The sequence below is a fragment of the Burkholderia reimsis genome (assembly GCF_003294055.1).
Lineage (GTDB): Bacteria > Pseudomonadota > Gammaproteobacteria > Burkholderiales > Burkholderiaceae > Burkholderia > Burkholderia cepacia.
The window spans coordinates 112991-126494 of the sequence record NZ_QMFZ01000001.1; the positions used below are offsets into that span (position 1 = coordinate 112991).

The window sequence follows — 13504 nt, forward strand, 5'->3', positions numbered from 1 at the left end:
GCTAGGGTGTAGTGCGCTTGCCTGCTCCCGTGCGAACGGCGGCTTCGTCGAAGATCGTCGCCGCGAATTCGACCGCGGCCGGCATCCGCGCGTCATGCATCAGCACGAATTCGACTTCCGGCAGTTCCGGCAAGCCGTCGGCCACGCCGAGCTCCCGGAGCGTGCCGTCGATCGCGCTGCGCGGCACCGGTGCGATGGCGATGCCGGCGCGCACGCATGTCCGGATGCCGGTGACGCTCGGGCTTTCGCACGCGATCCGGTAGCGCAGGTCGGCCAGCGCGAGCGCCTTGAGGGCGGCGCCCCGGTACGGGCAAGGATCGGGGAAGCACGCGAGCGGCACCTCGCCTTCCGGCAACCGCTCGTGACGCGCAAATGCCCAGACGAGCGGCTCTTGCCACAACGTCGCGCCCTGATCCGTGTGCGCGCACCGGCTGCCGATCACGAGATCGAATTCGCCGCTGGCATGCCGCCGAAACAGGCTGTCGCCGATGTCGACCGTCAGATCCAGCCGCAAGCCGCGCCGCGTGGCCGAGTGGCGACGCATCACGTCCGGCAGCCAGCCTTCCGCGAAATCCTCCGATGCGCCGATGCGCAGCCGGGTATCGGCTGCGTCGCCGGCTCCCAGCCGCGCCCTTGCTTCCCCGCTCAGATTGAGCATCGCGCGCGCGTAACCGAGCAGCGTCTGGCCATGCGCGGTGAGCGTGACGCTGCGCGTATTACGCACGAGCAGCGCCTGGCCGACCTGTTCTTCGAGACGAACGATCTGGGCGCTGACCGCGGACTGGCTGAGATTCAGCCTGCGACCGGCGCCGGTGAAACTCCGCACGTCGGCGACGGCGACGAACGTCTGAAGCAGCGCCGTGTCGAGAGGATTCTCCATTGATCACAAATCCGGGTTAATTCAATCAATTAATATCGTTTCCAAATTATAAGCGGGCTCGATACGCTGCGAACCGTAGTGGGCGACCGCGCATCCGGCGCGTCGCCGTCACTCCTGGCAAGGACCGGCTCCATGACGTGCGTGCTCTATATCGAAGGTTCACCCAACAAGGCATATTCCGCATCCATCGACGTGTGCAATGCGTTTCTCGACGCGTACCGGCACGCGCACCCCGATCATGAAATACGGAAGCTCGACGTGTGGGATCTGGCGATGCCCGAATTCGACGAAGACGCGCTGGCCGCGAAATATGCGGGGCTGAGCGGCACCGCGTTGACACCGTCGCAGGCGGCGGCATGGCAGCGGATCGAGCAGCTCGCAGCGCCGTTCCACGCAGCGGACAAGTTCCTGTTCGGCGTGCCGCTGTGGAACTTCAGCATTCCGTACAAGCTCAAGCACCTGATCGATGCGATCTCGCAGAAGGACGTGCTGTTCACGTTCGACGACGCGGGCTTTACCGGCAAGCTGGCCGGAAAAAAGGCGGCCGTGGTCTACGCGCGCGGGCTCGGTTATCAGTCGCCGGGTTCGTTTACGCCGGCCGCCGAGTTCGATCTTCAGCGCCCGTACATGGAAACCTGGCTCAGGTTCGTGGGCGTGACGGACGTCACGGGCATCGTCGTCGAGCGTACGTTGTTCGGTGCCGACGGAAAGGTCGATCGCAGCCGCGCAATCGACGAAGCCCGATCGATTGCGCGCGGGTTCTGACGCTGCCGCGCAGCGTATCCGGTGCGCCGGCGCGTCGGTGCGTGGGCGGTGTGCACCCGGCGCTTGTGTCGGTGTGCGGCGTGGACGCCCGGATCAGCGCCCGCCGCGCGCGATGGCGAGCGCGACGCCGAAGCCGACGAGCAGGCATCCGAAGGTGCGGTCGATCCAGTGCCGCAGCGACAGCAGGCGATCGCGGACGGCAGTCGCGGAGAAGCACACGGCCACCAGACTGAACCAGCCGGCGTGCGCCAGTGCGATGAATGCACCGTAGCCGATCTGCACGATCAGCGGTGTGTCGGGCCGCACGGCCTGCATGAACAGGCTGACGATGAACACCGTGGTCTTGGGGTTCAGCGCATTGGTCAGGAAGCCGGTGCGCAGCGCGGCCTGGTCCGACAGCGGTGCGGCCGACGCGTCGGCCTGCCCGTTGCCGGCCTTCGTCATGAGCATCTTCACGCCGAGGTAGACCAGGTAGATCGCGCCGATCAGCTTGACGGCATTGAAGAGCCACAGCGATTGCCGGATCAGCAGGCCGACGCCCAGCAGCGTGTAGCTCACGTGAACCGTCACGCCCAGCCCGATACCCAGCGCGGTGAGCACGCCCGAGCGGCGCGACAGCATCAGGCTGTTGCGCGTGACCATCGCGAAGTCCGGGCCCGGGCTGATCACGGCCAGCAGCGTGATGGTGACTACAACTATCAGTTCGGTCATCGTCCTGTCCTTGCGATTGATGGCTTGATGGCGCAATCTTATGGGTCAATTTTCATCCGGAAAAGCGATGATTTCTGACCAGAATGGTGAGGTGGATTCACAATCGATGCGCGCGAACCTGCCTTCGCTGATGGCGCTGCGTTGCTTCGAGGCGGCGGCGCGTCACGAGAATTTCAGCCGTGCCGCCGACGAGCTGTGCCTGACCCACGGCGCGGTCAGCCGCGCGGTGCGGCTGCTCGAGGACGACCTGGGCGTGGCGCTGTTCCAGCGGCGCAGCCGGCGCGTGTTCCTGACCGACGCAGGCCGCAAGCTGGCGCAGGCGGTCCACGACGGGCTGGGGCTGATGCGTCACGCCGCGCAGGAATTGCGCACCGAGGCCGCCCGGGCGCGGCGCTGGGTCCTGTCGTGCGAGCCGACGCTGCTGATGCGCTGGCTGATTCCGCGCTGGCCGGATTTTCAGGCGCGACATGCGGGCATCGACGTTCACCTGGCGGCCGCGGGTGGCCCGTTTTCATTCGACAGCGGCATCGACATGGCGATTCGACGCAACGACTTTGCGTGGCCGGCGGGTTATCACGCGGAGCGTCTGTTCGCGGAGCGGGTGGGGCCGGTTTGCCGGCCGGACAAGGTCGATGCGTGGTTTTCCGCTCGTCGCGGCGAGCGTTCGTTGAAGGCGGACGTTCCGCAGTTGCATACGCGGACACGGCCGGACGCATGGAAGGAGTGGGCGGTTGCCGCGCATCAGCCGGCCGTGAGCGGGCGCGGGCAGGTGTTCGACCATTTCTACTTCAGCCTGCAGGCGGCGGTTGCGGGGCTGGGTGTCGCCATCGGCCCGTGGCATCTCGTTCGCGACGATATCGAAAGCGGTGTGCTGGTCGCGCCGATGGGGTTCGTCGAGGATGGTTCGCACTACTGCCTGTTGACGCCGGAGCCGGTGGTGGCAGGCCGTGCGCAGGCGGATGTGCTTGCGTGGTTGAGGGCGGTGGCCTGAACGGCGCGCGGATGCCGGGGACGGGCGGTTGACGATGAGCGGGACCGGTTGCTTCCGACGTTGAAGCGGCACGCTGACGGCCGGCTCGGCCAGCACGATCGGGCGACCGTAGTCGCCGTCGCTACGGTCGGGCGTCCGGCGCGAACGTCCTGCCCGTCACGTCCACGATGAAGTCGATTGCCGCGCGAATCGTCGGCGCATGTCTGAGGTCGGCATGCACGACCAGCCAGAGATCCCGGGCATACGGTTCCCCGTCGAACGGCAGGCGCTGCAACCCGGGATCGTCGTCGCCCATGAACACCGGCAGCCCGGCCACGCCGATGCCTGTACGTGCCGCCACCTGCTGCGTCGTGATGTCGCTCACCTCGCACGCGATACGGCGGCCTCGCGCGATCGACTCGAGCCATTTCTGATGCGGCATTTCCGCGAATTGCGCGTCGTAGCAGATGAAGGCCCAATCGTCGGGCGACGACGCGTGCGCATAGTCGCGGCTCGCATAGAGCCCGAACGCCATCTCGCCCAGCTTGCGTGTCACGTTTTGCGGTTCCTCGGGGCGAAACAGGCGCACGGCGATATCGGCTTCACGACGGGCGAGCGACACGCGTTGCGCCTGGCTGGCCATCGACAGCCGAATGCCCGGATGCAATTGCGCGAATTCATGCAGATGATTCGCGAAGAAATTGTTTGCGAGTACGGGCGGCACGCTGATCGTCACGGTGCCGTGCATCGGCAGGTGTTCCGTGAGCGCGAGGCGCTCGATCGCAAACGCATGCGCCTCCATTTTCTCGGCGAGCTCGAGTATCTGCCGGCCGGCGGCGGTCGGTCGGCACGCGCGCGGCAACCGGTCGATCACGCGGATCTTCAGTTCCGCTTCGAGTGCGCCCAAGCGGCGGCTGACGGTTGCGTGGTCGACATTCAAGCGCCTGGCGGCTGCCGAAAGACTCCCCGTTTGTGCGACGGCAACGAAGTAGCGCAGGTTTTCCCAGTCGAACATCGGTGCATTTTCTCCAGGTTGCTGTGCTGTTTTGCGGAATATTCGCACAGAAGGCGATCCTCTACGCTTCAATCCTCCCCATGCGAAGGATTGCCGATGCAGACCTCATCCAGACATCACGCGCGACTGGTTCAGACGGCCGCGTGCCTCGGTTTTGCTGTCGTCCTGATCGACGTCAGCGTCGTCAACGTTGCGCTCGATGCATTGCGGATGGCCTTTGGCGCAGCGGTCACGGACCTGCAATGGGTCGTCAATGCGTATGCGCTCGTGTTCGCGGCAACCCTGCTGATGGCCGGCGCCCTCGGCGACCGGCTGGGCGCAAAGCGCGTGTTCATTGCCGGCTACGCGATATTCACGCTCTCGTCGATCGGCTGCGGCATCGCGCATTCGATGGAAGCGTTGATTGCCTGGCGGCTCGTTCAGGGGATCGGCGCGTCGCTGCTGGTGCCGAACTCGCTGGCCGTGCTGCGCGTCGCATTCGACGACGCGGCGGCGCGCAGCCGGGCGATCGGCTGGTGGGGCGCCGGCGGCGGCATCGCGCTGGCCGCTGGGCCGTTGGCCGGCGGGTTGCTCATCGCTGCCGTGGGTAGGCGCAGCATTTTCCTGGTCAACGTGCCGGTCGGCCTGGCCGGTATCTGGATGACGTGGCGGTTTGCACCAGACACGAAAGCGCAGCGCGGAAGGCGCCTGGATCTTCCCGGACAACTGACCGGTGCGTCGGCGCTGGCGGCGCTCACGTTCGCGTCGACCGAGATCAGTGCACTGGGGTGGCGCAGCCCGGTCATCGTGGGCGCATTCGCGTTGTGCGTCGGGCTGGGCATCGCGTTCGTCCGGCTGGAAGCGCGCAACCCGGACGCGATGCTGCCATCTGCGTTGTGGCAGGACCGGATCGTCCGCAGTTCGATCGTGATCGGCGCGATCGCGAATCTGGTCTTCTACGGGATCGTGTTTACGTTGAGCCTGCTTTTTCAGTCGGTGTGGCATATGACGCCCGTGCGTACGGGCGTCGCATTTCTGCCGATGATGGGCGTGCTGATGGTCATGAGCATCGCTTCCGGCAGACTCACCGGCAGGCTCGGTGCGCGCACGCTGGCGACGGCCGGCCTGTCGATATCCGCGGTCGGGTATCTCGCGATGTGGCCGGCGATCGCCGTGCACTCCAACGCGCTGCTCGCGATACCGATGCTGCTGGCAGGCAGCGGCATCGCGCTGACGATACCGACCATCACGGACGCGGCGCTCGCGGCGGTGAGCGCCGCGCAGTCAGGGGTGGCGTCCGGGTTGTTGAATACGGCCCGGCAGGTGGGCGGCGTGTTGGGCGTCGCGCTGTTTGGTTTCTTCGTTCGGGCGGCAGACGGCGCGACGTTCGTTCACGGAATGGCGCGGGCGTTGATCGTTTCGGTTCTGTTGCTGGTGGCCGGTGCGGTGATGGCGTGGCGGAATCTGGGGCAGGCAGGGGCGCGAGGAATTCGGGCTCGCGGGGCGAGCCCTCAACGTCAATGACCGACCCGATAGACGCGACCGCTATGCACGCCTTCCACGCTGCGTCGATAGGCCATGGCCACACGTGACGCCGGCACGCTCTCGCAGCCGGGAAAGAACGGACCGAACCGATCCATGGATTCCGTCAGCACCGTCGGGCTCACGACGTTGATCCGGATGCCGCGCGGAAAATCGCACGCGGCCGCGCGCACGAATCCTTCAATCCCGGCATTCGATGCGGCGGCATGGGCGCCTTGCGCAATCGGATCATCGACCGCGATGCCCGAGGTCAGCGTGATCGACCCGCCGTCGACCAGATAGTGCTGGCCCACCAGTGCGACACGCACCTGGCTCAGCAACTTGTCCTGCAATCCCTGGTGGAAATCGGCCGCCGTCATCTTCTCGATCGGGGCAAGGATGACATTGCCCGCGGCGGCGACGATTGCGTCGACTTGCCCGATCTTCTCGAACAGCGCACTCACGCTCTCGTCACGGGTGATGTCGACCTGATGGTCACCGGACGTGCGACCCACGCGAACGACTTCGTGTTTTCCGTCACGCGCAAGCTCATCTGCCACGGCACGACCGACGTCTCCGCCGGCGCCGATTACAACGATCTTCATGGAACCACTCCTTTTCGATTTCAGGTTGGAGCAGCCATTGTTCTTCGAACCAATATTGAGATAAATGTGCTCTAATTTCCGACACTACTAATCGCCAGTTCGCAATATGGACAAGCTGCGTTCAATGGAAACCTTCGTTGCCGTCGTGGAAGGGGGCAACTTCACCGAGGCGGCGCAGCGGCTTGGCATGTCGGCGGTCATGGTCGGCAAGTACGTGCGCGAACTTGAAGAGCGCCTCGGCGCGCGCATGCTGGAGCGCACCACGCGACGGCAGAGCCTGACGGATGCGGGGCGCGTGTTCTACGAAGACGCCAAGCGCGCGCTTGAACAGGTGCGGATCGCCGAGACGTCGGTCGAGCGATTGCGTGCGTCGCCGTCCGGCACGTTGCGGATCAGCGCGCCGATTACCTTCGGCGCATGCGTCGTCGCGCCGCTGGCCGCGACGTTCCAGCAGATGCATCCACTCGTGCGCATCGAGTTGGCGTTGAGCAATCGCGTCGTCGACCTGGTGGACGAGGGTTTCGATCTCGCCGTTCGAATTGGCGAACTGGGTGACGTCGATCTGATCGCAAAGCCGTTGACCATGTATCGCATGGTGATTTGCGCATCGCCCGGTTACCTCGCGCGGCATGGACGTCCGGAGACGCCGCAGGATCTGGGCGTGCATCACTGCCTTTCTCACTCCGTGTGGAACGGCCGTAACGGGTGGAAGCTCGGCGGGTGGGACGGGCCACAGGTTTCGCAGGATCCGGTCTTCACGTGCGACGACGGGAACGGGCTGCGCATGGCCGCCATCGCGGGCGCGGGATTGTTGCTGCAGCCTGAAGTTCTGGTGGCGCACGATCTGGCGAGTGGCGTGCTGGTGCCGGTGTTGCAAGCGTACTTGCCGGCGCCGCACCCGGTTCATGTCGTGTATCGGCACGATCGGCGGCCATTGCCGAAGCTGACTCGTTTCGTCGAGCATTTGATCGAGCATGGTGCGGGGCCGGGGGGCGAAGTCGGACGCAGGTAGCGATCGTGGAATCGTGGCGAAGCGAATGTCGACGGGAAACGACGCGTCGCGGGTGTCTATGTGTCAACTGAACCAACGGGAAGCAGGCGACGCGTCGCGAGTGCGTGGCACTTGAGAGCCGAAGCGATCGTCAGCCCGCTGGCGCCGCGCCATTTCTGCGCGGCCGGGATTCCATTGGCGACCGCGTCGAGGTTGAACGCCCAGGTTTCTAAGCGAGCGCGCGGTGGTACACGAAGCCGGCATTCGTTCCGCCGCCCCGGCCTACGGCGATCTGAATATTGAGGTGTGCCATGGCCTCGAGATAACGGGCGTAGTTCAAGGGGCCGGTCACGACGGGCGCGAACCCCGCACTTTCCGCGATCCCGGCGACTGTGGTGTTGGCCTGGACGTCGTTGCCCGCGATGAATGCCGTAACGGCATGGCCGCCCCGATCGATGCGATCCGGCGTCATGATGTCGGCGAACACCGTGTTGAAGCACTTCACCAGACGCGCGCCCGGCAGCAGGTGGCCGATCGCCTCGGCTGCCGATCCGTCGGCCCCCAGCGGAAGTGGCGACCAGTCGTCCTTCAGCGCATTCGTTGCGTCAACAACGACCTTGCCGGCCAGCTGATGTGCAAGGGAGGGAAGTACCTCGGCGCACGCCTGATAGAGGACGGCGATGACGACAACATCACCATGCGCCGCAGCCTCTTCCAGCGACACGACTCGGTACCGGGCGCCCGGGCGCGCCCTCGCGGGATTGCGCAAGCCGACCACCACATCATGTCCCGCTGTGACCAGCAATTCGGCCAGATTCCCGCCAAAATTTCCACCGCCCAGGAATGCGATCTTCATGGCATGTACCTCACGATTGATTGGGTGGCATCATTCTTTCAATTCCGGTTTCTGCAATCAATTAGGTACCTGAGAGTAACCATGACGAAGAAGATCGAGTTGCCGCCCGATGCGTTCCTGAAAGTCTGTCCGTCACGCGCGGTGCTTGCGCGTATCGGGCAGAAGTGGACCGTGCTGGCCATGGTCGCGATGAAGGATGGGCCGATGCGTTTTGGCGACATCAAGCGCCGCCTGGAAGGTGTGTCGCAGAAGATGCTGACCCAGACGCTGCGCGCGATGGAGCGTGACGGACTGGTGGTGCGCAATGTCTATGACGAGCTGCCGCTGCGTGTCGAGTATGCGCTGAGTTCTCTGGCCGGTACGCTGCTTCCGCTCGTCATCGATCTCAAGGCATGGGCGGAGAATGCGCTCGCGACGATCGAGGCGAGTAATCGTGCGTTCGATCGTGAGCATGCGGAGTAGAGGGAGGGGGGCTGGGTGGGTTCAAGCCTTTTATGCGCTGGCGTGCTCGTTGTTCGCGCGGTCACTCGCGAATCCGCTGACAACGCGGGTGCGTGACAATGCCCGGTTCCAACGTTTCTCCGATCACCTGCTGAACGATTCAATCAAGTTGTTGCATCGACCGGTTGAATCCGCAGCCCGGAGGCGACACTCACAATCCCCCAAAGCGGCCATCAGACTGGCGACAAAGTATGCCCCGTGCGGTTTGGCCAGAGGCCGATTGGCACGCCACTCGTTCCGCGTGATGGCCAAGACTGTCGTAGTGCACTCTTGGCCCTTGATGCGACGACGATGAAGTCAAATTCAAGCAAGGCAACCAGTAAGCGACTGGGCTTATCTCGCTGCAATGCGTTGTCACCCGATCTGCTGAACCCATTGACTCCGCCAACCCGGTGCTTCAAAGGGCTCCGAAAAATACTGGGTTTCGTGAACGACCTTGCCGTTGCGGAACTCCATAATGCTTACCGTGTAAGCAGGTCGCCCGTTATAGGTGATGGAGTATTCCGTAATCCATAGATTGCCTTCTCCTAGAATCCGTCTGACATCGAAACCTGCTGGCTTGCCTGGATGATGACTCCGCAGTTCCTGCAAATTCATCCGCCCGAGGATTCGTTCACCCGACTGGGGATAGTCACAGATGGCATCGTCATCGTAAATATCGTGCTCTGCATCGAGATCGCCGGCCGCCGACGCTTGCCAGTGCGCATTCAGAGCTTCACGTATTTTATCTTCCTGCATGGAATACCTCCGGATATCATTTACGTTCATCGATTGCGTGCGTCGTGGGTGAAACCCGGGGCTGTCCATCTTGAGGACTGCGACTCCGCGAAGCATGTGCTTAACGAGTGCTCTTGCGGCGGGAAGTAAAGGTCTCGACTTCATCGGGACGGGCAGTCGATAGCCACGGGGCGAGCTTGCGAATTGTCTACGATCTTCGAGCACGTGTCGAACGGCCGGTTGTGGGCCGAACGCGACCGGCCTGCTTTCCACAAAGCGGCCATTCGCTTCAGATGGGGCAAACGCCTAGTCCCATGGAACAGTCCAGACCGGACTGCGGTCGATCGTCGCTACACGTAGACATTTGGAAGATCAATCACATGCATCTTCCTCCAGTGGCCCGACGAGTTCTCCAGCAGAGTGACAGCGCTACAGCGCGTTCGAATGGTCCCCCGCGCAGACAGACGATGTTCGAGCTCGACGGCAGCCAAATGTGCTGTCGCAGCATCTCCGTGCGCGACAGTCAGATGTGGAACGATGCCATCGTGTGCACCACCATAGGGGCGAAACATGGGGAAGCGCTCGACCAACGCAGTCGTCAAGGCGACGAACGGTTCTGGTGGATCGGGAGCAAGATAAGTGGTGACCGCAAACCGCTCGACCTTCGTCAACGAGAATTCGAACGGCTGCACAACACTCAGCGCGCTTTGCGCCTGGCGAAGGACATCGGGCGTAATTTCGTCAGGCGGCATGAAGGGAAACAGAACCGTGATATGCGCCGGCACGCCCAGGTCAGAGGTGGCATCAAACCGGCTCCGAAGGTCCGCTACTGTTGACTCGGCTGCGGGAACCTCAACGACGAACGCTGTTGTGAGCATTCCGGAATCCTCTCGCGTCGATTGACCATTTATGGTTGCGGATCCAACCCTTCTTGACCTGCGTCGAAAGCCAAATCGGACATTCATCGTGCTGCCTGCGGACATCAAGCGACCGTCCAGCTATGATCGCCTGACCTATGGATTCTGATCCAACGCTTCGCAACTTTGCGATTTGCCACGACCATTCGACTTGCGTTCCAGTAAGCGACCTTCGACGAACGTACCAGCGCCAGCGCGATTCAAGGCGTGATCGACGAAGGTGTCGGCGAACGACCGTATGACCGAACGACCCGCGCCGGACATAATCCACCACACCCGCCGCTCAATCAAGATAAGGCTCCAGCACCCCCTCGATCCAGTCCATGAAGGCCCGGACGCGAGGCGACAGATTGCGCCGATGGGCCACGACAAGCGACGCGGCGAGCGGCTCGGGCCGCAAGTCGGGCAGCACCTCCACCAGCGCGCCGCTTTCGATGTAATGCGCAAGCGTCGGATATCCCGCCTGGATCAACCCAAGGCCTGCCAGCCCGGCTGCATGATAGGTCTGCACACTGTTGACCTGCATCGCGCTCGGCAGCGGTAGCGACGCATAGCCGTCGCCGTCCGGGTATTCCCATCCGGCGTGCCTGGCACCGAGTGTCAGCGTGTAGTGGATCATCCGGTGTCCCTGCGTGCGCAGATCATCGAGCGTGTGCGGTGTGCCGTACCGCGCCAGATAGCTCGGGCTCGCCGCATTGGTCATCCGCAGTTTTCCCAGCGGCCGGGCAATCAGCGTCTCGTCGACGATCGGCCCGAGCCGGATCACGCAATCGAATCCCTCCTGGACGAGATCGACACGCCGGTCGGTGCTCGAAAGTTCCAGTTCCAGTTCCGGATGCGCCGCCATCAGTTGCGGGAGTGCGGGAATCACGACGCTGCGTGCCAGCTCGGTGGGCATGTCGACGCGCAGCCTTCCCCGCAACGGTGTGCCGTTGCCGGAGAACATCGATTGCAACTCCTGTACTTCGGCCAGCAGGTCGCGCGCGCGTGAATAAAAGGCGCGCCCGTCTTCAGTCAGCTGAACGCGCCTCGTGGTCCGGTGCAGGAGCGCAACGCCCACATCCCGCTCGAGTTCACGGATCACCATCGACACACGTCCCTTCTGAATACCGAGGCTTTCGGCCGCGCGCGTGAAGCTCGTCATTTCGGCGACACGGGCAAAGATCAAAAGCGCGTCGAGGTTTTGCATTGTTCACCCAGCGAGTAACAGAACGTTCAATTTGTCATCGTTTATAACTCAGTTGCGGCTCGGTAGAGTGGCTTTCCATGTTGTCCACCGCGGACAACCCGAACGAAAGGAAGCACCCATGACACCACACGCCGCTCCGGTCAACACAGTCGTCGTATTCCACTCCGGCTACGGGCATACCGAGCGCATGGCAAGCGCTGTCGCCGAAGGCGCCCGCGCCGTGCTCGTCGCGATCGACAGCGAGGGAAACATTCCAGCGGATGCCTGGGAAACGCTCGCCGGCGCGGACGCGATCCTGTTCGGCTCGCCGACCTACATGGGCGGCCCGAGCTGGCAGTTCAAGAAGTTTGCCGACGCATCCTCGAAGGTCTGGTTCGAAGGCGGATGGCGGAACAAGATCTTTGGCGGCTTCACCAACAGCGCCAGCATCAACGGCGACAAGCTCAACACGCTCGAATACTTCTTCCTGCTGGCCGGGCAGCACGGCGGCATCTGGGTCAGCATGGACATCAAGCCGGCGAACGTGAAAGCCTCGATGCGTGACGACCTGAATCGCATGGGCGCCTATATCGGGCCGATGGCGCAAACGCCTGCCGATGCGTCGCCCGAGGAAATGTCGCCAGGCGACCTCGAGACGGCACGCCGCCATGGCATGCGCGTCGCGACGATCGCCGGACAGTTCCGGTCTGGAACACCTCGAGGCAACTGAAATCCCGGCATGCGCGACGGGACGGGACGTGACGCAACGCAACGGACGCCGCCGCATGCCATTCAGCCACGTTTGAAGGGAAGGGTGATGAAATACAAGCAACTGGGCCGCACCGGCCTGTACGTTTCCGAGTTGTGCCTCGGCACGATGACGCTGGGCGGCAACGCCGACGCCGGCATGTGGAAGGCGATCGGCGCCGTCGAACAGGACGAGGCGAACCAGCTGATCGCCCGCGCGCTTGCCGACGGAATCAATTTCATCGATACCGCCGACATTTACTCCTTTGGCCAGTCTGAACGCATCGTCGGGCAGGCTCTCCGGGACATCGGCGTGCCGCGCAGCGAGATCGTGCTCGCGACCAAGACGGCCGGCGTGATGGGCCGCAAGCCCAACGAACAGGGGGCGTCGCGCGGCCACATCATGGATTCCGTGCAGAGAAGCCTGGAACGGCTTCAGGTCGACCATATCGACCTGTACCAGATTCACGCCAACGATCCTGTCACGCCGATCGAAGAGACGCTGCGCGCCCTCGACGATCTCACGCGGCAGGGGCTGGTGCGATATGTCGGCGTGTCGAATTGGCGCGCGGGCAAGATCGGCAAGGCGCTCGGGCTGAGTGAGGCGCTTCGCGCGACGCGCTTCGAGACGCTCCAGGCCTACTATTCGATCGCCGGACGTGACGTCGAGCGCGAACTGGTGCCACTCGTCGTCGAGGAGCAGATGGGGCTGCTCGTCTGGTCGCCCCTCGCCGGCGGGTTGTTGTCGGGGAAGTTTGGTCCCGGTGCGTCGACCGACAGCGGTTCGCGGCGCACCCATTTCGATTTTCCGCCGGTCGATCCTGAGCGAGCCTGGCCGTGCGTGGCAGAGATGCGCGTCATCGCCGATGCGCACGATGTCTCGGTCGCGCGGATCGCGCTCGCGTGGCTGCTTGCGAGGCCGCACGTCACGAGCGTGATTGTCGGCGCCAAACGGATCGAACAGCTTGAAGACAATCTCGGCGCGGTCGATGTCGTCCTGACCGAGGCCGAGCTTGCGCGTCTCGATGCCGTGAGTGCTTTGCCGGCCTGCTATCCCGGCTGGATGATCGAGCGTCAGGAGGCGGGCAGGCGCCCTCAACCTTTCCGGCGCGTCGGGTCGGAATAGAACCGGCTAATGCACCTCAATCCGGTCGAAGCAAG

General features: G+C 63.6%; 15 protein-coding genes. 7 read left to right on the forward strand and 8 right to left on the reverse strand.

The window, feature by feature from the left end:
• Nucleotide 1: 1 nt before the first annotated feature.
• Nucleotides 2-880, reverse strand: coding sequence for a LysR substrate-binding domain-containing protein (locus DPV79_RS00520; RefSeq protein ID WP_113044476.1), 879 nt, complete (start codon nucleotides 878-880; stop codon nucleotides 2-4).
• A 132-nt stretch (nucleotides 881-1012) separates the two neighbouring features.
• Here DPV79_RS00520 and DPV79_RS00525 point away from each other — a divergent pair, with 132 nt between their 5' ends.
• Nucleotides 1013-1645 (forward strand): FMN-dependent NADH-azoreductase, encoded by a 633-nt coding sequence (locus tag DPV79_RS00525; RefSeq protein WP_021160234.1) that lies wholly within the window; start codon nucleotides 1013-1015, stop codon nucleotides 1643-1645.
• Nucleotides 1646-1738: 93 nt separating this feature from the next.
• Here DPV79_RS00525 and DPV79_RS00530 read toward each other — a convergent pair whose 3' ends face one another.
• Nucleotides 1739-2356 carry a LysE family translocator gene (locus DPV79_RS00530; protein WP_113044477.1) on the reverse strand — a complete coding sequence of 206 codons (618 nt, stop codon included), beginning with the start codon at nucleotides 2354-2356 and terminating at the stop codon, nucleotides 1739-1741.
• Nucleotides 2357-2423: 67 nt separating this feature from the next.
• Here DPV79_RS00530 and DPV79_RS00535 point away from each other — a divergent pair, with 67 nt between their 5' ends.
• The gene (locus tag DPV79_RS00535) at nucleotides 2424-3347 is read left to right on the forward strand and encodes a LysR family transcriptional regulator (protein WP_113044478.1); all 924 of its coding nucleotides are present in this window, start codon (nucleotides 2424-2426) and stop codon (nucleotides 3345-3347) included.
• Nucleotides 3348-3468: 121 nt separating this feature from the next.
• On the opposite strand, the gene DPV79_RS00540 is transcribed toward DPV79_RS00535, so the two are convergent.
• Nucleotides 3469-4341: a LysR family transcriptional regulator gene (locus DPV79_RS00540; RefSeq protein WP_113044479.1), complete on the reverse strand. Its 873-nt coding sequence runs from the start codon at nucleotides 4339-4341 to the stop codon at nucleotides 3469-3471.
• Between the two features lie 96 nt (nucleotides 4342-4437).
• On the opposite strand from DPV79_RS00540, the gene DPV79_RS00545 reads away from it, so the two are divergent.
• Entirely contained in the window at nucleotides 4438-5844 is a 1407-nt protein-coding gene (locus DPV79_RS00545) for an MFS transporter (RefSeq protein ID WP_113044480.1), read from the forward strand.
• On the opposite strand, the gene DPV79_RS00550 is transcribed toward DPV79_RS00545, so the two are convergent.
• The gene (locus tag DPV79_RS00550; RefSeq protein WP_059489384.1) at nucleotides 5838-6446 is read right to left on the reverse strand and encodes a short chain dehydrogenase; all 609 of its coding nucleotides are present in this window, start codon (nucleotides 6444-6446) and stop codon (nucleotides 5838-5840) included. The genes DPV79_RS00545 and DPV79_RS00550 overlap by 7 nt on opposite strands.
• A gap of 106 nt (nucleotides 6447-6552) precedes the next feature.
• On the opposite strand from DPV79_RS00550, the gene DPV79_RS00555 reads away from it, so the two are divergent.
• On the forward strand, nucleotides 6553-7458 hold the full coding sequence (locus DPV79_RS00555) for a LysR family transcriptional regulator (RefSeq protein ID WP_113044481.1): 906 nt from the start codon (nucleotides 6553-6555) through the stop codon (nucleotides 7456-7458).
• Nucleotides 7459-7666: 208 nt separating this feature from the next.
• On the opposite strand, the gene DPV79_RS00560 is transcribed toward DPV79_RS00555, so the two are convergent.
• A complete protein-coding gene (locus DPV79_RS00560) occupies nucleotides 7667-8293 on the reverse strand; it encodes an NADPH-dependent F420 reductase (RefSeq protein WP_113044482.1) in 627 nt (208 codons plus the stop codon).
• 81 nt (nucleotides 8294-8374) lie between these two features.
• Here DPV79_RS00560 and DPV79_RS00565 point away from each other — a divergent pair, with 81 nt between their 5' ends.
• On the forward strand, nucleotides 8375-8755 hold the full coding sequence (locus DPV79_RS00565; protein ID WP_034196196.1) for a winged helix-turn-helix transcriptional regulator: 381 nt from the start codon (nucleotides 8375-8377) through the stop codon (nucleotides 8753-8755).
• 393 nt (nucleotides 8756-9148) lie between these two features.
• Here the strand turns inward: DPV79_RS00565 and DPV79_RS00570 are convergent, their stop codons facing one another.
• The 3 genes from DPV79_RS00570 to DPV79_RS00580 form a co-directional block, all read right to left on the reverse strand.
• A complete protein-coding gene (locus DPV79_RS00570; RefSeq protein ID WP_113044483.1) occupies nucleotides 9149-9532 on the reverse strand; it encodes a nuclear transport factor 2 family protein in 384 nt (127 codons plus the stop codon).
• 329 nt (nucleotides 9533-9861) lie between these two features.
• Nucleotides 9862-10494, reverse strand: a complete 633-nt coding sequence (locus DPV79_RS00575) for a 2'-5' RNA ligase family protein (RefSeq protein WP_341867597.1) — start codon at nucleotides 10492-10494, stop codon at nucleotides 9862-9864.
• Nucleotides 10495-10711: 217 nt separating this feature from the next.
• The gene (locus DPV79_RS00580) at nucleotides 10712-11617 is read right to left on the reverse strand and encodes a LysR family transcriptional regulator (RefSeq protein ID WP_021160247.1); all 906 of its coding nucleotides are present in this window, start codon (nucleotides 11615-11617) and stop codon (nucleotides 10712-10714) included.
• 118 nt (nucleotides 11618-11735) lie between these two features.
• On the opposite strand from DPV79_RS00580, the gene DPV79_RS00585 reads away from it, so the two are divergent.
• Entirely contained in the window at nucleotides 11736-12326 is a 591-nt protein-coding gene (locus DPV79_RS00585; protein ID WP_021160248.1) for a flavodoxin family protein, read from the forward strand.
• A gap of 87 nt (nucleotides 12327-12413) precedes the next feature.
• Nucleotides 12414-13469 (forward strand): aldo/keto reductase, encoded by a 1056-nt coding sequence (locus DPV79_RS00590; protein ID WP_113044485.1) that lies wholly within the window; start codon nucleotides 12414-12416, stop codon nucleotides 13467-13469.
• Nucleotides 13470-13504 lie beyond the last annotated feature (35 nt).